Below are 19,971 nucleotides of genomic sequence, written 5' to 3'. Positions count from 1 at the left end.
ACGTATCACCACAAAGAGTCGGTGACGTGGCCATCTGGATTGTTGGGATCGACGTGCTCCACATCGGTGAAGGTCATGGTCGCACCGTCGCCGGTCTCCCGTTTCCGATCACCTGGCGAAGCAAGGGAAACCCGCGGCAACGGCGCGTTCACATCAGGCAGACCCTCGATGAGGTCCGACATTTTCGGCAGTTGCGCACGTTCATCGTGCAACGGCGCCATTAGTTCTTGGCCTCTACGCGAAACCTCCGCCATCGCCTGCTGGGCGGCTTCGGTGACCGCTTTCGCGATCTCACCGTAGTCGAGGTCATCGATGTCATCGCCGAACCGCGTCTCGATCAGAGCCCCGTCCGCATTCACCGTGACCCGCACACGGCCGTTGCGAGCGGTCCCGACCGCAGTGAGTTCGGCACGCTGCTGCTGAATGCGGGCGATGGTGCGCATCTGACTGCTCAAGCCCTCCAGCGCTGCAACCATTTCGGCCTTGGCATGCCCATCGGTCACGCGAGCCCCCTCCCCGGTCAAAACAAGTTCTTGTTGTTCTGTTCCTGTACTTCGTGCAGGTCAGCGGCCTGGGCTAACCCGGTAGCCAAGTCGTTGGCGGCGGTTGCCATGGCAGTAGCGTTCTGCTTGAGGTTTTCGAGCGACTTCTTGTAATCCGGAGCGAAGCTCGCGCCGATTTCGTCTTTTCCCCACGGCTCATCCAATCCGGGCAGTGCGCTTTGCAATGTTGTCAGAGCCTGCAGGATCTCATTATGAATTTCAGTGGTCAGTGCTGCAGGTGTACGCAGTATGACCGGATCGACTTCCACTTTTCTGGTCATGACGTTGCTCCCCTCAGCGTCGTTGCAGCTAGACCCATAGTCCACTGCAGGATGGACGATATCACTGATATCACTCCGAAGCGACAGGTGGGCGGCCTCGACAGAACGGCCATGTAACTAGAGCATGTTGTGGACCCTGGACGAGGCAGTCCGCAATGAATACCCAGCCTCAATGGCGGCGGCACCCCTCGATGCGGGTGCATGACCCGCATCGAGTTCAGAATCTCTCGCAACGCTACATCAAACATCGCACCACTGTCTAGCGGCACAATATTTCAGTTCAGGCGCCTGGTCGTACTGAGAGCCTCACCTGCGGCGCACAGGCCGGACATCTTGCCAGCGAGTTCTTGCAGTGTCGTGGTCGACATACTGCCGAACGAAACGATTGACCGGATCAATCGTTTCGTTCGATCGGAGGCAACCCAGGTAGCGGCCTCGCGCCGGCAAGCTCGGCTAGGTCCCAGGGTAGGTTTCGAGTGCGGGAACAACTGCTAGGAGGTCAGCTGGAATACGTCGATGAACCGATGGGCAATGCGGTCGCAATCGGCCCGCAGCCGCTCGAGTTCGTCGAGCACCCGACCTTGCGACACCCCCTCCGCCGCCAATTGACCGGCGATGCGAATGAGTCGATGGTCGGCGACGCGGTAGCTGACAGCGTCGACCGGCCGGTACAGGCCGACTACCACTGCGCGGGCGAGACCATTCGGAACATCACGGTACCGTTCCGCGAGTTCGGTTGCCGCAACCACCATTTCGGCGGAGCCGACGGACGGCGCCACATCCGGATCAGCCTCCGCACCCGGCTCAGCCACGACACGCGGATCGGTGACCACTCCCGCCTCGGGAACACCGAGGATGTCACCGAGGTCGTCACCTCGATGCCACGCCTCGACAAGTTCCCTGATGCCGTTCAGCTTGATCCCCCGATCCAGCAACCGGCGGATGGCGCGCACTCGGTTGAGATGGTCGGGTCCATAGAAACCCGTTCGCCCCTGCACCCGCGGTGGCGGCAGCACACCTCGCTCGCGGTACACCCGCAGGCTCCGCACGGTTGTACCGGACCGACGCGCCAGCTCATGGATCGTGAACTCCGCACCTACTGCCATATCAGGAGGAAACCACAACGAAACACCTGCTGATCCCGCCCGCGGCCGCGAGCTACGGGATCACTTTCCACCGGCCGAATCCATTTCACGAGATAACCACCATGCACATCCATTAATCGTACCGTCCAATAGCGGTACGTTATTAGACGATATGATCGTCGTCACGTGAATGTACCCAGACCATGACCACAGCACCCTCACCGGCGGTGGTTCGGCACTCGCCGCAGGGCATTCAGATCGCGACAGCATGCGTGGGCAATACCGGCCAGTTCCCAGTGCTCTTCGAGTGACCGATGGAACATCGCCAGATCCAGGCTGCCGATCGTTATGACGTAATCGACAACCCTGTAACTCGGTATGAGGCAGAATCGCGGCAAGGCCGATCCGACCCCCGGTAGCCCACAGCACACCGGGCCAGATTCCTGTCGGGGAGGGCCCGATTGTTGCACCATGGGTCTGGGGGACCAATGCTGGAAGACTCTGCTGCGTCCGACCGAATTCGCCCGCTCCCGCGGGCAACCCGGCGGATGCGAGACCCTGCCGAGAATTCACACCTTCGGGACACTCGACGAGCATCGGAAACCGAAACACGTTCTTGGTGGCCAAATCCGGATTCGCCGGACAGCACCCCCGGGTCGGGCCGCAGCACGCGATCACGTCCGAGCGTTCGCCGGGTCGGCGCGGGCCTTGTCACCCTGCCCAGAGTGTCGCCGATCGACCCGGTCGATGCGGTACTCCGGAATCCGGAAGTACCAGAAGACAAACGGTTCTGCTGGAAGTGTCAGAAGCCGGTCGGCCGGTCGGCCGGGGACCTGTGTAGCGCCTCTGCCGGCAAATGCCCACATTGCGGATCACCGTTCAACTTCCGGCCTGGCCTCGCCCATGGCGATCTGGTTGCAGACCAGTACGAGGTGCAGGGATGCCTCGCGTACGGCGGGATGGGTTGGATCTTCCTTGCCATCGATCGCAATGTCAGCGACCGCTGGGTGGTGTTGAAAGGGCTGCAGAACCCCCTCGACTTCGAAGCCTATGTAGTGGCGCTGTCCGAACGTCAGTTCCTGTCGGAAATGGCCCATCCCGGGATCGTGAAGATCTTCAACTTCGTCAAACACCTGTCAATGGAGGGCATTCCATGCGGATACATCGTCATGGAGTACATAGGTGGGCGCTCACTGAAGGCGATGCTCGACCTTCGTGGACCTGAGCGCATCCCGGTTTCCGAGGCCATCACCTACGTGATGGAAGTCCTTCCGGCACTGGATCACCTTCACTCGTTCGGCCTGGCCTACAACGATCTGAAACCGGACAACATCATGGTGAGCGAGGACGAGGTCAAGCTCATCGACCTCGGTGCGGTTGCTGCCATTGAATCTGGTGGCAGCCTGTACAGCACCCCCGGATACCAAGCACCGGAGTTCACCAAGACCGGCCCGACGGTAGCATCCGACATCCACACGGTAGGCCGGACACTGGCCGCGCTGACGCTGGATCTGCCCGCCGATCGGCACGGCCACAAACTACCCGGCCTACCGTCACGTGACGAGGAGCCGGTGCTGCGACGCTATCCATCCTTCGAACGGTTGCTGTTACGGGCAACCGACCCCGATCCCATACGGCGATTTCCCTCCGCATATGCAATATACCGCCAGCTCGCGGGTGTGCTGCGGGCTGTCCTCGCCGAGGACACGAACCGGGAATACCCGCAGACATCGGCCGTATTCGGTTCGCCACGTGGCGATTTCGGAATCGACACGCTAATCCGGCAGACCGATGGAATCGTCGACGGTGTGTATCGAACGGCCGCGCTCGATACACCGACTGTTGTTGCCGCGCTGCCGGTTCCACTGATCGACAGTGAGGATCCGAGCGCAGAACTCTTGTCCCCCTTGCTGCACAGCGATCCGCAACGAGCACTCGACACGCTGCGACAGAGCCACGCCGACGTCAGCGCAGGAATCATGGGGGCACCCGGATTCTTCGAATTGGAAGCCACGCTGACCGCAGTCCGGGCACATCTCGACCTGGGACAGCTCGAGGACGCACGCAAGAATCTGGCACATCTGCTACCGACATATCGCGCGGACTGGCGGATCGAGTGGTATGCGGGGACCGCCGAACTCGCGAGCGGCAATTACGAGCAGGCGTACGATCATTTTGATCGCGTCCACTCAATGGTTCCCGGTGAGATCGCGCCGCTACTAGCGCTGGCCGCCACCGCTGAACTCACACTGCAGACGATCACCGATCTCGACGATCCGAACCGGTGGCAGCGAGCGGCAGCGGAGTACTACCGGACTGTCTGGCAGACCACGCGCAGTGTAGCGAGCGCCGCATTCGGCTTCGCAAGGAGGCAGGCAGCCGACGGTAATGTATTCGCCGCCATCTCGACTCTCGAGCAAGTACCGGATTCGTCGCGCCACCGCAACGTCGCACAGATGACCGCTTGTCTGCTGCTGGTCTCGCGACCGGCCACCGAACTGACCCGAACGGATCTCGATGATGCGACCAAGCGCCTGCAGACGCTCCCGGACGAGCCCCGGCTGCTGCAGATGCAGACAATCGTCTTGGACGCTGCGCTGGTGTGGCTGCGCCGGGATGGGCCACCGCATGAACCCCACGCGACAGTCCTAGGTTTCCCCTACACGGAGTCGGGATTGCGTAGAGGACTCGAATCGGTCCTGCGTACATTAGCGCGCGCCACACCACATCGACTGCATCGCTATGCACTGGTCGATCGGGCCAACGAGATCCGCGCCCGGTCCTGGTGGTAGAGGTCCGTTTGCCGGTCGCCGCCGACCGTGGGCCGCGGTCGACTGGAAACGTTCCGGATCCCAACGCCCGCAAACAAATCACCCCCACCCTCAAATCTCATCCAAACACAGTCGCGCCGAACTCACGGCAACATGAAAATCCCATCACGACGGCCCGATCCAAGACGACTTCCCTAAGAATTTTGTTAAGCGTGACAACCGCTTACAAAGACTCGAGCCACTACCGATTTAGTATTCGACACCGACGAACGACGCTTGCCTGCCAGTGACTCGAGCATCAGTCTCACGACAACGTGAAAATCCGATCCCGACGCCCCGGATCCGACAACACATCACGAATCAACAACCCCAGATCAGCATCTGCAGCCACCACCGGATACCGGAACTCACCCACCACAACCCCAAACGTAGTCACCACGAAACGCGACTCCGAACCCAGCTCAGACCACACGACACCGATCGCCGGATCATCCAGATCAATAACCTGATCACCGACACGCACCCCCAAACCATCAACACCGCGATAAAACACCACCACCACACCACCAAAATCACCGTAAACTCCCCACACACCACCCACAGCCATCGCCACCTCACACAACTCCCCCGTCACCGGATCGAACTCCGCGAGCGCACCGAACCCGATCGGGCTGACCAAGATCCGATCCTGCATCGCACCACCCACACCACCTCCCTGCCGCCAGCGACGACCGCCCAGTCGCCGATGGTTCTCCACCCCTGCGGCCGTCGCCGACCCGAACGGCGGCACCAACGGCACACCCGGCACTCCCGCGCCGACACCGGTCCCCGAACCAGTATCGGACAGCACGACTCCCGGCCACCCAGGATGGCCATCTCCCACCCCACCCGACGAACCCGACCCAGCCCCCGGCAACCGCAGAAACGGAAACCCCGCCACAGCAGGCAACTGCGGAAGATCCGGAAGCAACCGCAATCCACCATCCGACGGCACCGGAACACCCCGACCAACAGACGGATTCACCTCCGCCCCCTCCGAACCACCCCGAACCTGAGAAGAATCCGGCACACCAAGACCATCCCCCGAACCACCCCACGAACCCGCCCCCGTCCCCGGCCACTGCGGAAACGGGAAACCCGGAATAGCCGGCAACGCCGGCAACAGCGGAAGCAACAGCAACGGCAACAACGGAAGCAACGGAAACAGAAGCAACGGCAGCCGACAATCCGGCGGAACCGGAACAACCGGACACGCAGGCGAATTCATCTCCTGCTTGGGGTGATCCGGCGCACTCGGCGGTTTTCCACCAGGACCATAAGGCACCCCCGGCCCCCCGGCGTGCGGCGGCCCCACAGGAGACGGAATGCCCGGCCCCGGACCCGGCGGACCGGGGAGAACGGGCGGCTGCAGCTGCGACGGTAGCCACGATGACGGATCGAAAGAGACGCCGGACCGGTACTTCGGCAGGTCGACCTGGAACCGGTACGGCGGATGCGGAATTCGCGAACCTGGATACGTATCCGGCCGCCGCACGGACCCGGCTCCTGTTCTGGATTCCGATTGCCGGCGCCCCCGGCGCAAACCACTCTGCGGCGACTTCTCGTCGCCGCTTGATTGCGGAGCACTCTTCAGCGGCGCTTCGCCCTCCCCATCCGCATTATCGCCAGGCTTCGAGGTCTGCTGCGCGGTTTCGGTCAGACTTCCACGAACCTTCGAAGTCGGCTCATGTTTCCACTCCGGCTCCTTCGACGTCCAATCCCGAGACTCCACAGGCGCCTGCGGCTCGCGAACTCCGGACTCGGGCGCCGAATCACTTTCGGATACAGAACCTTCCACGCGTGGTTCGGGACCTTCACCCGGCGGCAGCTCCGGCGGACCGGAATCAGGTTCAGTAGCAGGGATTTCCGGAGCTAGTTCCATATCTCGCCGGACAGCCTCGCTCAATGCCTCGTTCAGCCGATCTAGCCTCTGGTCCGCATCGTGGTATGCACGTGCGGCATCCTCGAGCGCTTGGACACGGCGAAGCCTGTCGGCCTGCTGTCCGACCTCTCTTCGTTGCCCGCGCAGATCCTCGAGCGTTTCGTCCAAGGTCCGCGCACCAACTGGATCTTCGGGGCGACGTTCCACATGCAAATCCCCCGAATTCACCGGCAGGCCCCGCTGCGCCACTTCCAATGCCGCACGCGCCTGTTCGCGCTCGGCGAGCCCGCGGGCCCACTCATTGGACAGCTGCGCTATCTTCGCTTGGCGTTGCGGCGCTTCCTGTTCCGCGACCACCCGGTGATAGTCGGTAACGGCGGACAGCGCCTCGATATCGGCTGCCCGCCGACGCACCTCCGCACGCATCTCGGCATGGACCTGGGACAACTGCTCGGGAGTCGGCCGCTCGCGTTTCTCGATCTTGCCGTCGCGGTAAACCTCGTAAACCTTGACCCAGCGCTGCGCGTCGGCCTTGGTCTGCTCGTCGCTGGCGGGACCGACGTTGGCGTGATCGACCTCGGGGAGTTCAACGCCCAGGACCCGCGCCCAATCCTTGCCTACGGCAGGCACGCCCGTGACCGGATCGCCCGCGCCGAGGAGGTCCGCGAGCAGGCGTCCATCGCCGGCGAATGCACGCAGATGCGCTGGAGCACCGACGTCGTGCACAGGTAGCTCGCCGTCGGCGGAGCGCGGATCACGGGTGCGGTCCAAGCGCAACCCATCGGTGAACGGGTCGATCCGATCAAGTGCTTCTGCGTATTCCATGAACAATTCGGCTATGGCGGCCGGGTCGCCCGTGCGGGCCAGCATGTCCTTGATCGCCCCGCGCAACTTCTTCGGGTCTGTACCGGCCTCGTCGGGCAGGTAGCGCAGTTCGCCGGCCTGTTCGTCCTTGAAGTACTTCTTCGGGTACAGATCCTCCGGCTCCAGCCCGAGACCCCGCGCCAACTGATCCCGCGCCGCGTCCACCGCTGCGGCGTCGAGACCGCGCAACTTCTTCGCATAGTCGACTAGCGATTCGACCTGCTGCCGGTGTAGGGCCTTCTTCGTATACGGATCGGCGATGACTGCGGCCAGCCTCTTCGGAGTCAGCTCGACCGGGTCGATACCGAGCCGGTGCGCCAAGTCGCCGCGCACGTTATCGAGATCATAGAACAGTTCGATGTCGTCGGAACTGCGCGCGTAATCGATCAGGGCCTCGATCTGGGCCGCGCGCAGGGCATTACGCAGTTGTAACTCCTTGATCGTCTCGACGATCCGATCGGGTGCAAGCATGCCTGAACCTTCGATACCCAGCCGGTGAGCGAGTTCCGCACGCGCTGTTGCAATTTCCTCGGGTGAATGCGGTGTCGCCTTCTCCCCCAACGGTTCCGGAGCGGGAGTGTGTACGGGCTCCGGATCCGCCACCGGATGCCACTCGCCGTCCCCGTTGCGCACCATTGTCGCGTCGTACCGGTCGCCCTCGATCTCACCGCTGAAATGCAGGACGTGTGGAGTATCCAATTCGATGACGTGTACCCGGCCCGCACCGTCCACCAGCGCGGCATGGTATTCGACTTGAACCTCACCACGATTCACTCGAAGCGCGAGCGCCTGGTCATTCGCCAGCTCACGGGCGAGCACTTCCTCATGGTTGTCCTGACCGTCGACGATGACCAGCCGTGACGGCTCACCATCGACACGCACGACCCGGTCGCCGGCATCGATACCGAGGAATTCCCCCACTTTGGAGGCGAATTCACCGATGTCGCCGGCCCGGCTGCGCACGCCCGCGGCGAGCTCATTGATCTTGTCCGCGAGCTCGTGCGGTCCGAGACCGTCCAGTCCTTCGCCGAGTATCTGCGCCCACGTGGAGCGTTCGTCCCGAATCTCGTCGCGCCGCAACGCATTCTCGAAGAATCGGCGCCGGCCCTCGTCCTCGCCCGTCTGGTCGCTGTAGTAGAGATCGCCCCATTCCCGACTGGGCTCACCGCCGTTGTTCACACCCCGCGAGTCCTGCAGGCCGACACTGCCGCCATGCGCGCGAGCCATCTCACCGAGGAACCGGCCCATGGGGTTGTTGTCGAAGTAGTTGATCGTGTTGCTGTAAGGGACCCAGTCATTTTCGGCGTTGTAGTTGCGTGCGGACTCGGCCATGCCTGCGATGGCGCCGGCCCGCCGGGCGTTCTGGTATTCCAGCTCGGCGACGACCCGATGCAGCGTCTCCGGAGTGAGATCGCTTCCCAACTCGATGCCCAGCAGTTGACGTGCCGCCGCACGCAGTACCTCGGCGTGCTGCGCGTGCTCTCGCATGATGTCGGCCAGATCGTTGACCCAGTCCGGCACCGGCTCGTGATTGCCGGTGCCGAGCTCGGGACACGGTTCGGCGGCCGCACCGGCGTGCTCCAGCCCACCGTCGTGGATCGGCGCAGATTCGTCGACAAGATGCCCGAGACCCGCTGCGCGCAGCTCGTTTTCGATTTGACGACGCAGCTCCGGATCGGCGTCCCTGATCCAGTACTTGTACTCGTCCCCGTCGCCCTGAACGATCGGAATGTGTTCGCCGGCTCTCGTGGCCACCCTTGACGTCAGGTATTTGAAAAACAGAATCAGCTCGCGGTTCCGCCAAATCAGCACCGATTCCTTCCACGTGCGGATCGGGTTGCCCTGTAGATGGGACAGCAGGTCATAGTGAGTGAACTCGCTCAAATCCTTGGCCATTTCCTTCTGGAAGTCGCCATCGAGGCCCGAGCCGGACGGATATTTGGGCGCGTGACCCTCGAATCCGACCTTGAACAACTTCCACAACCGCCGAATCGCACCCGGACGGTCGAGCGGGGCCTCTGCGCCAGGCTTCACGACCGTGCCTTCGACCGTCGGCGCCGGTTCCAAGGCAGCCACCCGCCAGCGGCCTTCACCACCGGCGATGAGGTCCACATGCTCACGTCGACCGTCGACTTCGACTGTCAGACGGCGAGTTTCGCCGGGCTGCGGCGGCCCGTGCACAACACCTTCCACAATGGGCCGCGAGTGATCACCCACGCCCGCACCGTGCTGACCCGCGCCCTCACCTGGCCGCACCGACTCAGCGCCGGGCGCAACGTGCTCCCTGGGCCGGATCGCAAGCTCGCCCTGTGCGGGCGGCCGTCCACCGGCCCACTCCCACAACCGATCTGCGCGCTCGGCGGCCATCCGAGCATCCCACTCGGCCTGCTCGACCTCCATCCGCGCTTCCCACGCGCTCCCCGGCCGGCTGCCGCCGCGCTCCCGATCGGCCAACTCTCGCAGCCACACCACGCGCTCGGCGGCCATCTGAGCATCCCAGTCGGCCTGCTCGGCACGCATCCGTGCCGCCCACTGCGCGGGGCCGGACGGACGGTCGGCCCGCGCCCCGAATTCGGCGCCCGCACCCGTGGCCGGACCCGCCGGCGCTTCTGAGGCTGCGCTATTCTCCGGCAGCCCTTCCGACATTCGGCGCGCAATCTCATCGAGCCGATCCATGGCCCTCTGATGCGCCCGCTGGGCACCCTCATCGAGCCGATCCATCGCCCGCTGATGCAGACGCCGCGCCCTCTCCTCATCGCGATCGAAAGCCTCATTCACAGCGGCGGATTCACGCTGCAATGCCTCATCGATCCGGGACCGCGGATCGGCTGAACGCCCCGGCACCGCACCCACGGGCTTTTCCGACTGGGAGGTGTTGGGCTGCTGGAGATTCGCCTGGTCCGAATCGACCTCCACGCCGCTGGTGTCGTCAGAGAATCTCAGATCCGCTTCGATCCAGTCCTCTTCGGAAACCGCGTCTCGCAATCCCTGGGCTTCATCGAACAGTTGCCTGGCCTTTGCCAATTCCTCGGCACTGGGGGGTGCGATGCCCGCTTCTTCAGGTGTGGCGAAAGTCTTTCCTCCTGGTCGGGTAGTCGGATTGTCCGGTCGCAGGTGTGATGTGCTGGTGTCGTCGGGTGTGGATTCGGCTTGTCCGATGCGGGGAAATGATCGCGCTGGGGTGTCTGGTGGGTATTCATGGGCTGCTTGTGTGGAGTTGTCACGACCGAGGCGGCGGACGATGGCATCGCTATGGGATGTCGCGACCTCCACCATCTCTATGTAACTATTGTAGCCATTCGGGTCGTCCGTTCTGGAGACCACATAGAATCGCTTGTCACGTTCGAATATTACCTCTCGCTCCGATTTGGTTTCCGAGTACAGGCTTATATCTTTGCCTGTCTTCGACAGGATTTTGAATACTACATTTCCGGAGAGTTCTCGGCCATCGGATTTCGAGGCACTCGTGTAAGCATTATCGGATACGACCATGCCCATGCGGTATTTGTCCAGCACCGCAAGGGGAATATCGTACGCTCTGCGAAATACTATGCGCCGATAATCGGGAAACTTGGCTAACGCGGCATCGAGGATGTCGATTCTTTCTTGCACGGCCGAGCCGGCGGTACCACTTCGCAGCTCGGAGTTGATCCCGAATCCACCGCTGGTGTACTCGAACAACGCAAGACGTTCCGTACGATTCAACGACGGCACCCAGGGCCCCACCCGTTCTCGAAACATATTCCACAGTTTCTTCAGCGGCGGCGCCGAGCCAGGCATGCGGTAGAGATTGTTTGTGGGGTCGCGGGGATGCAGCGGGCGCCCCTGCGCGTCGAACAGGATGGCGTAGGTGCCACCCAGTTCCCGGGCAGTCCTGGGCGGGTATCCGTGATCGAGTCCCGCACCGGGGTCGTGCACCTTGATGGTGCCGCCCTCGTTGGTGAGCACGTAGGCATGTGCGCCGACCCCGTATTGGTCTGTCGGACCCCGGTATTCGTCGACGATCAGCGCGGACGCACCGTCTCCGAGATCCAGCAGACGCTGCTTGACCTCGTCGTGATCGGTGAAGTTCCGCAGCCCACCACCAGCAGCGGCCTGTACCTCGGCGGCGGTCACGCCATCGAGACCGACCTCACGCCCGAACGGTTGGATCGATTCGTTGCCGGTATGGTCCTTGATGTATTCCAGCCCGAGTTCGGCACACCTGCCGCGGTTCGCGTCGGTGCCGTTCGGATGCGCTTCCGAGTGCTGTTTGTCGCCGGGTTCGTTTATCCAGGAATCGGTTTCGTGGTCGGTTCCGGACCGCCCGGATGTATGGCCGGCTCTGACGACCGGACGCGATTCGCGCAGTTCGTCGGTGACATGGATGTCCGCCAGCGGCACGAGAGACACCGGATCCTCATGCTCGGATTGCTCGTCACGGCCGCTCTGGCGTTCGACGTCCGGCCCACCGAACCGCGCTTGCACGATCGGTTGGCCGTGCTCCCCGTTCCTGGCAAGTTCGGACGCTCCCGCGCCTGCGCCGTTTTCTGCTCCCGCGCGTGCGCCGTTTTCTCCTGTGCCGCCATGGTGTTCGGCCACACCACGGTTCTCGCCCGTATTGCTGCGACTCTCATCGGCGCTAGTGTGGTTCGTGTCGGCGTCTGAGCCCGTGCCCGAGGCCAGGTCGTCTGAGGCGCCGGCGCGGACCTCGGGGGTTCGATCGTCCACAACTGGCTGCGAGCGGGCATCGCTATGCGGCGACTCGGATTGCGGACGTCCCTCGCCTGCGGACGGCATCCTTGGTTGTGTGGATCCCGGTGTACTGCTACGGGTCTCGGTTCCGGAATGAGTTCGCGCGATCGCTGAACCGCCGCCATGGACGATCGGCGGCGCAGCGGCGGCAGCGACTGCCTCCTCTGCCAGGCCCCGAGTCTTCGCATCCGAACTTCCGACCGCCGCAGGATGGTCGCTGATATTCCCCTCATGCGCCGAGTCCGCGTGTATTCGAGTCGAATCCGCATGTAGCGGGGTCGTAGTTCGATCGGTGCCGCTGGTAGCCGGGGTGTCGCTCGGCCTCTGCTCCCGCACGCTCCCCTCACTCGCGTTCTCTACGTTTTGGTGAGTCGAATCCGTTTGCTGCTGACCGGAAGTCCGGTCGTCGGGGGGCGCTTCGTGAGTCGAGTGCGCGCCGGGTGCCACTTGCGGAGAGGCACCCAGGCTGTTCTCATCTCGTGCACGCGAATCCCCTTCTACAGCCTGTCCCGATGCCTCGCCGTTCGCGCGTACGGACGCGCCCTGGTCACCGGTATTCGCGGCGCCACCGTGACCTCCGGCGGTCCCGCCACTGATGCTCTGCTCCGTCGCGTCTGCGGCCCGAGCAACGGTAGCCCCGTCGTCGACAACTCTGCGGCCGTTTGCATTCGGGTCGCCCGCCCGCCTGGCGGAAGTGCCGTCATCAACGGCGCCATGACCGTTCGCGACGCCGCCCTTCGCACTGCCGGTGGTGGTGACGTCATCGACAGCCCCATGCCCGTTCGTACTCGCGTCGCCCGCTCGAACAGCGGATGTGCCGTCGACAACCGGGGGTTGGACAGTCGTGTCGACCGGCCGCGAACCGATTTTCAGGCCGCCATCCGGCGCATGGTGCCCGTTGGTCGAACCGGCGCTGGCCCCATGCCCATTGTCCGAGCCGTCACCCGCCGATGTCGGCCCACCGCGGCTCGATGAGTTGGGAAATGTGTTTTCACCGAACAAGTTGTTGATGCGCTGGGAAAACTTGTCCCGGCTGAATAGCCCAGGACTTCTCCGTGTCCAGACCCCCTCGGCCCGCTGCCGGTTCAAGCCGGATGCCGCACCAGTACCAGCACCAGCACTGATCATCCGCCAATCGAGATGAGTGTTTTGGACGTTGTCCCACGCCTTCCCCCGGCCCTGCTCCACGCCGTCTAAGACGAGTTGCGTTCCGTCACCGGCCACGAGCCCAGCGCCGGCGGCCACCAGACCGGTGCCGCTGTGGATCAGGCTGCGCGTCCACAGCTTCGCCTCGTCTCCGAGCATGCCGCTCAGCCGGTGACCGATCGGCCCAGCAACCGCACCGCCTGCGGCCGAGCCCACAACGGTGACCGCGACCTGGTCCCCGTTGACCTTGTCGCGGTGTCCCTCCTGCACCTGCCATTGCTGAATTCCCGCGTCCTGCGATGTTCCCAGCGTGGTGTTGAGCAGGACGTGCCGCAGCAAGAACTTCACAATCCTGGATTCAGCCGCCTGCCCGGTCTGCCTGATGATCGCCGCCACCGCACGCTCGCCGATTATGCGGACCGCCATCCGGGTCATAGCGACCGCAGCCGTCTCCACGGCTGGTGCGGTCGGTGGCCAGATCCATGCTGCAGCCATCTCGCCGACCAGCATCGCCAGCGACGAGTAGTACATCAGCTTCGTGTACTCAATCTCAGTGCCGACGCCATGCGCAGATGCGCCTACCTGGTCGAAGTAGTCGGCGAGCTTGTTCAGCGACTGGTCCATCTCGCTGCCGTCACCATGCAGGAGGCTGTCGAACGCGCGCACCATGGCGTCGTGGCCATCGCCCGACGGATAAGCGGCCAGCGATGCAGACTTCGCTTCCTCAACGTCGGAGGTGACATCGCGCAGGCCAGCGGCGGCGATACGCCAGTCCTGAGCGAGGCCCCACATCTCGTTTTCATTGCCGCGGGGCCACTCCATGCCGACGAGCGGGGCAAGCCGGTCCAGCTCGTCGGGGAGCTCGATCATATCCGCTTATCCGATGTCACCAGCTGGACTGGGTTACCTCGCCCAGACGTTCAAAAGCATGTTCGTAGGCCTCAGTGTCAGCGAACCGCCGCTGCGCACTGCCATCCGAACTCCGTTGGCGCTCTGGTGCATTCGGCGGCGCCGTCGATGCCATCGGCGGCTCGGATGGACGCAGATCGGGCAGGCCCTCGACCACATCGGTCAGTTTCCCCATCCGCGACCGGTGAGTCTTCAAGGGCTCGAACAGTTCCCGGCTCTTGCGAGCAACCTCGGCAGATGCCTGCTGGGCCGCTTCCCGCACAGCCGCGGCGATCTCGATGTAGCTCAGGTCATCGATGTCGGAACCGAACTTGACGTCGATGATGGTGTTGTCCGCATTCACTGTGACCGTCACGCGTTTGCCGCGCAACGTCGCGCTGGCAGTAAGTTCAGCGCGCTCGGTCTGCAGCCGCGTTATGATGCGCATTTGCTCCTGCACACCGTCGATGATGGTGTGCAGATCGGATTTGGCTCGCTCGTTGGTCATATGCTCGACACGCCCGCACTCACCGGAAACCCCGGAAAAGATCGCTGTTGCCGTGCTCCTTCTGGTCCAGGTAGCTAGCCCACTTGACCTGCCCATGGTAGAAGTTGTCCATCGTGCCTGCCACGTTCCGGGCACCCTCGATCATGTTGTCGCGCGACTTCAGGTACCCGCCCGCGCCACCCTGGCCGTTGGCGAACGGGTCGCCGAGCAGGTCATTGCCCCAAGACTTTTCGCGCGCGGCGATCGACGCTTGCAGTGTGTTGATCACGCTGTCGACCCGGTCCCGAGCACGGCTCGTCTTCTTCGCCGCCATACGCAACAGCTCCGGGTCGATCTGGATCTTGTCCCCCATTGTCGTTCCTTCACCGCTCACACGGGCAATGGCCCGTACTCCGATTCGACTCATGCCAGACGACAATGCCACCCAATCACGAATCATTCGTGACGCCAACGTGAATAGCAGTTGCCGCAGCAGTTGCGCGCAAATATGCGGCAAACGTAATCATGACAGGCTCTCCAGCCGATCGACAGTATTGCGATCGCCGAACATTGGGGCAACGCGGGCGATCCCGTCGACCCGGCATTGTCCGGTCCGGACACGAAGTCACAGAACGTACTCGGCATATTCTGGATCCATTGGAGAGGTTCTTGGCTGCGGACAGTTTGCTCCGCGACCAGCCCACAGAGGGTATGGACAAAGTTAAAGGATCGGGGTGCTGGAGGTGCGGGACCGCGTAGACATCGCAGATGAACCTGGTTTGCTTTTGCCGCGACCGTATGCGGTCCGCTACGCTGCGAAAAGTCGTTGAAAGGGGTCGCGATGCGCGGCAGGATTCTCGTGCCACTGCTTGGCGTTTTGACTATATGCGGCTGCTCGCATGTGGTCACCGGAACCCCAACCGAGATGACGGACCCCGACACCTACGGACAGCACCTATCGAAGGAAGACACAGCAAAGCGTGTAGTTGCCGCGGAACTGCGAGAAGTGGACCCTTGCGGTTTCTTTGACAAGACCGTTCTGCAGACGCACGGCCAACTCGTTACGCTCGGCCCCGCGCAATTCATGGCCACCTGCGAAGCGGGCATCGTCACCGCAGCCTCGCAAGCGGAAAATTCCATCCCGTCATCGATCTTCCTGGAACTCACCGACAGCGGCCCTGCTTACAGTGATGCGGACAAAAAGAAGGATGTCAACGGGGTGGCCGTCTACGACGAGACTGATATGGACGATGCATGCAAGTTCACCGTCACGCTCGCAGTACCGGATGGTTCAGGAAATTCGGACGACTCCGGTGGCAACACTTATATGCGCATCGTGACGCAAGGGTTCGGCGCGAAAGACCATAATGCAGCCAACTGCGTCGCGGCGAACGAAACCGTAAATTCGGTCATAACGCACAGTCGAGATAAGAAGCTTCCGCGTCGCACAGACTCTTCTTCAGTGGTACCGCTCGCCACTACCGACCCCTGCTCCCTGATACCGCACCTGCCGCAGGGCTTTACCGTCGCGGACGGCGACTGGGATATGCACTCGGGCGCTGCCCCCTATTATTGTCTATTCCACTTTCTACGTCCCGGCGCTTCGACCAGCAAATATGCCGACGCCATCACGGTCTCCTACAGTCTCACCGAGGAATACCTGGTGAACTACGGTGACGTTCACGAGCAAATAAATGGTCACCCGGTAAAGGTGCAGCACTTAGGTTCCAGCATTTGCGCGGTGGATTTTCCCGTGGGAAATACGATCGACGCAAATCTGCCAGGATCAAACCTCAGCGACTCAGTAAAGCGCTTTTCGCGCAACAAGGTCGTTGTGACAATTCACACTCCCTGTGACGTTTACAAAGAAGTAGCGTCGTCAGCAATGAGCCAATTCGGCGGCTGATACCCAGCTCAGAGCCGCTCGAGGTCCCGCCGCCCCTTTTGTCGAATATGTGCGCCGAATCGTTGCTGATCGTGCGGATAGGCCGGCAGTCGCCACCAGGACGCTTGGATTCGCCATGTCGGCGAGTGTCGGACAACACCATTTGCGGCTCTTTCGAACTGGTGGATCAGCAGGTCGTTGCTACTCCGAGACCGAAATAACTTTACTGTGATCATCGGCGAGCTTCATCGGCTCCATTTCCTGCAGCCTTTACTGGCGCAGTACTCATGTCCAGCCTTCGGGACAGAGCCGAAGACTGGACAGACCCCGGAAGTACAGTGTCGGGGTGTCGGTTCCGGCACCCGGTAATCGTCGGCGACGCCAGGTGGCCGACGATATGCACGTCCGACGTGATGACGGTGATTCACGCCGGAGAAGCTCCTGAAGACGCAGCACTTCGCGAGCCTGGCGAGGAAACCGGACTCGACGGATTCTCGATCCGCCGCACGCTTGGTAAAGCCGAATACGACATCAGCCCACACCGTTTCGAGATTCAGCGCCGCCACAAACGAGCGGAATTGCGTCCGATGCAACATTCGGCGCTGCTGATGTCGGCGTGAAACCACAGGCCAGAGCTATCTGGTCCCGAGATCGACAAGGACCGCCGTGCCGATATATCTGCGGCTTTGCGCTTCGGGTGCCGTATCGCATCAATGTTTTAATAGATGCAATAGCCTGCTGAAGTCGTCGGCAGGTCAGCAGCAGTTGTTCTGTGACAGCGAATCGTCCATGAGGTGGGTGCCCTGACCTGCGGCGAGGAATATTGACTGGCGAACGGGGTGCTACTCAAGGCTGCTGGGGAGTTCGGAGAGCAGGTGACTTCGCCATTGGATCTTGCTCGATTTCACGGGCGTTGAGGATCTCCCTAGAAAGAGGGCGATAGCGTCGGGGTATTCGCTTCGCGTGTGTAGGCGTCGTGGTCGGTGCCGATCCGCGGCTTTTGCCGCCAAGGCAAGTACGTCGATACCCTCGTGCAGGTAGTCGTATCCGGTGGACAGCCCGATCTCGTTGTCCAACGCCAACTGCTCCATCCGCGTGTCGTCGACGAACCAGCGAAGAACCAGTATCGCCTGGTCACGGGCAGTCAACGCGCGCCTGCCGGCGCGGGTGCCGCGACGCCGACGCTCATCGGTGAGCAGGCCAGTCAAGAAGGCCGCGGTCCGCTCGGGTACCAGAAGGACGGCCGTGTATGTCACATTCACGATGCGCAGAACCTCTGTGAAGGTGATCTTTGGAAGGACCACCTTCATACCCGAGGATATGCGCTTCCCATTGCAACCCAACAGCTTCCGGCATGTCACGCCACCACACTTGCGCACCGGCACCGGCCGGTGCGCACGTTTCCCTACGCGGAAAGGCTCCATATGCTCCACCGGTATATTTCGACTGAAGCCAGGCAGTGGCTCATGGCCAGTGAGCGGGTAAGTGCAGCACGGGTTTTCGCTGTGGGCGGGCCAGGCGAGCGGGGACGGCGATGATCTTGCGACGCAGGGTGGCCCCGCGAGCGCGGCCCAGTCGCGGGTCGGCCAGCGGGCGGCGCGCATCAGGTCGAACGAACCTTTGGCTGGATCGTCAAACACCGCCGCTGCGTCCGCGACTACGAACGCCGCCCCGACCATCATGAATTGCCATGCGCGCCTTGGCTTGAGATTTAACTCGCTTGTACGAGGTCAGGCCGATCCACGATTGGGCGCGGACGGGCCAGGGCTCCTTCGACGGAGCATACGAAATCATCGACCGTGCGACCGTCGCCGGGTCAAATTTTGTCATCGTGGAGAAAAGGCCCCTCGGCGGCTCTTGGACGCGTGTAGGCCTCGACCTTCAGGGAACGCGCGGGTACTACGATTCCACCGTCAAGGCTATGGAGACGGACGGAACATCCACCGAGCGGGAGCTGGCCCGCACTTTATAGGCCGCCGATATTTCAGAGATCGACTACGTCCTGGTGGGCGCGGAAGTGGACGAGGCATACACAACGGCCAAGTGACCCAAGTGTACGGTGGATACCTCAGCAGGGAATTTCTTCTCACGTAGCGAGGATGTATGGTCCGAATCGTCGCGCGCCATCCCATCGACGAATCGACCGTGGATGGCGAGCAAGAGGCGCTGCGCTCGCATTTGACGACGCTGTTGTCGCTTCTGCCCAGGGCATCCGACAAGTGGGGCTTCGCCCTTTCCACGGCTGAGAACCTGTTGTCTGTTCTCGCTCTCCATGATCCGTCGTGCCGGTCTGCCGCCGCGCGTGAGGCGGCACGCCTCAGCGAAAACATAGCCGTCGGGCTGTTCAACGTCACCGGCAGCTATTTCGCCGGCAACCGTGACTCGGTCCGCCTGATGATCGGTGATCAGGAGTATCAGCTGCCCGCCGAGCCGAACAGTTGGGCCTACTGCTACGCGTGGCGCACCGCGTTCTGGTGGTCGCTGATCGCCCGCGATGCGGCAGCGGCAGATCGGCTGTCGCGTTATCCGGTCGACCAGTTATCCCCCAAGGGCATGGGGCGCACGGACGACTTCCAGTACGAGTGGGTGCGAATCCTGCAACTGGCATGGTCTCAGAATCCAGGATCTGCCGTTGATCGCGTCAACGCCCTCGACACCACTACTGGGTTGCCAGGGGCCGAAATACGGCGAATCATCGGTTTGCTGAACAAACCCGTCATCGCTGCGTTCGCCAAGCTCGCGGTAGGAGACCACGCGGGCTTCAACGACGAACTCTTCCAGGCGTTGACGCAGCATCGCAAGTTCTTCGACACCAAAAAGTCACGCAACGACATAGGCGGCTTCCTATCGATCCCCATTCTCGGCCTCAGCTGTTGGGCACATGACCTCGGTGTGCCGATAGATGTCGAATCCGAGTACATACCCAAGAACTTCATCGAAGATCCTGACTGGATGCGCAAATGAGCCGCCGTCTCCAGATCGCCTTCGGTGCCAACGACCTTCGGGCATTGTCCACCTTCTGGCGCGAGGTCTCGGCTACGTGCACCCAGGACCGCCCGGCGTCTACCTGCCCAACCCCACGATAGAGCGCCGAGAACTCCGCCACGTCGCGGCCATAGGCCAGAGCACGCTGCGCCACCGACCACGACTTCCTCATCGCCCCGGACGGCCGAGTACTGGCAAGCAAACTCGGCAAGCACGCCGACGACCAATGGTCGGTCGACGACCTGCTTGCGCTCGTACCCAGCGCCGAGGCACGGCATCGACCATCGAGCGCCCGCTGACGCATCGAGCTGAGTCGTATGGTGGCTACGCCACGAGAGGCGGATTCACCATATGACTCCGCTCGATGGTGGCGCGAATCCCC

General features: G+C 62.5%; 10 protein-coding genes and 1 pseudogene. 4 read left to right on the top strand and 7 right to left on the bottom strand.

The features are described 5' to 3' along the window. Positions 1-5: 5 nt before the first annotated feature. The 3 genes from ACQP1G_RS17325 to ACQP1G_RS17315 form a co-directional block, all read right to left on the bottom strand. Entirely contained in the window at positions 6-503 is a 498-nt protein-coding gene (locus tag ACQP1G_RS17325) for a YbaB/EbfC family nucleoid-associated protein (RefSeq protein ID WP_433205087.1), read from the bottom strand. A 17-nt stretch (positions 504-520) separates the two neighbouring features. Beyond that, positions 521-823 (bottom strand): type VII secretion target, encoded by a 303-nt coding sequence (locus ACQP1G_RS17320; protein ID WP_433205084.1) that lies wholly within the window; start codon positions 821-823, stop codon positions 521-523. A 491-nt stretch (positions 824-1,314) separates the two neighbouring features. Beyond that, complete coding sequence (locus tag ACQP1G_RS17315) at positions 1,315-1,929, bottom strand: MerR family transcriptional regulator (protein ID WP_433205081.1); 615 nt, start codon at positions 1,927-1,929, stop codon at positions 1,315-1,317. Positions 1,930-2,396: 467 nt separating this feature from the next. On the opposite strand from ACQP1G_RS17315, the gene ACQP1G_RS17310 reads away from it, so the two are divergent. Further along, complete coding sequence (locus ACQP1G_RS17310; RefSeq protein ID WP_433205078.1) at positions 2,397-4,700, top strand: tetratricopeptide repeat protein; 2,304 nt, start codon at positions 2,397-2,399, stop codon at positions 4,698-4,700. Between the two features lie 283 nt (positions 4,701-4,983). Here the strand turns inward: ACQP1G_RS17310 and ACQP1G_RS17305 are convergent, their stop codons facing one another. From ACQP1G_RS17305 to ACQP1G_RS17295, 3 genes are all read right to left on the bottom strand, one after another. Further along, on the bottom strand, positions 4,984-14,214 hold the full coding sequence (locus ACQP1G_RS17305) for an ADP-ribosyltransferase (RefSeq protein WP_433205075.1): 9,231 nt from the start codon (positions 14,212-14,214) through the stop codon (positions 4,984-4,986). 16 nt (positions 14,215-14,230) lie between these two features. Further along, on the bottom strand, positions 14,231-14,692 hold the full coding sequence (locus tag ACQP1G_RS17300; protein WP_433205072.1) for a YbaB/EbfC family nucleoid-associated protein: 462 nt from the start codon (positions 14,690-14,692) through the stop codon (positions 14,231-14,233). Positions 14,693-14,759: 67 nt separating this feature from the next. Further along, positions 14,760-15,092: a hypothetical protein gene (locus ACQP1G_RS17295; RefSeq protein ID WP_433205070.1), complete on the bottom strand. Its 333-nt coding sequence runs from the start codon at positions 15,090-15,092 to the stop codon at positions 14,760-14,762. Positions 15,093-15,644: 552 nt separating this feature from the next. Between ACQP1G_RS17295 and ACQP1G_RS17290 the strand changes: the two genes are divergently transcribed. Both ACQP1G_RS17290 and ACQP1G_RS17285 read left to right on the top strand, forming a co-directional pair. Next, the gene (locus tag ACQP1G_RS17290) at positions 15,645-16,625 is read left to right on the top strand and encodes a hypothetical protein (protein ID WP_433205067.1); all 981 of its coding nucleotides are present in this window, start codon (positions 15,645-15,647) and stop codon (positions 16,623-16,625) included. Between the two features lie 392 nt (positions 16,626-17,017). Then, positions 17,018-17,224: an NUDIX domain-containing protein gene (locus ACQP1G_RS17285; protein ID WP_433208598.1), complete on the top strand. Its 207-nt coding sequence runs from the start codon at positions 17,018-17,020 to the stop codon at positions 17,222-17,224. A 375-nt stretch (positions 17,225-17,599) separates the two neighbouring features. On the opposite strand, the pseudogene ACQP1G_RS17280 reads toward ACQP1G_RS17285, so the two are convergent. Further along, a pseudogene (locus ACQP1G_RS17280) lies at positions 17,600-17,914 on the bottom strand (hypothetical protein); the annotation flags it as partial. A gap of 793 nt (positions 17,915-18,707) precedes the next feature. Here ACQP1G_RS17280 and ACQP1G_RS17275 point away from each other — a divergent pair. Continuing rightward, positions 18,708-19,568 carry an immunity 49 family protein gene (locus tag ACQP1G_RS17275; RefSeq protein ID WP_433205064.1) on the top strand — a complete coding sequence of 287 codons (861 nt, stop codon included), beginning with the start codon at positions 18,708-18,710 and terminating at the stop codon, positions 19,566-19,568. Positions 19,569-19,971 lie beyond the last annotated feature (403 nt).

Source organism: Nocardia sp. CA-107356 (assembly GCF_050946365.1).
GTDB lineage: Bacteria > Actinomycetota > Actinomycetes > Mycobacteriales > Mycobacteriaceae > Nocardia.
The sequence above is the reverse complement of the archived record's forward strand: the minus strand, read 5'-3'. Positions and strand labels throughout refer to the sequence as shown.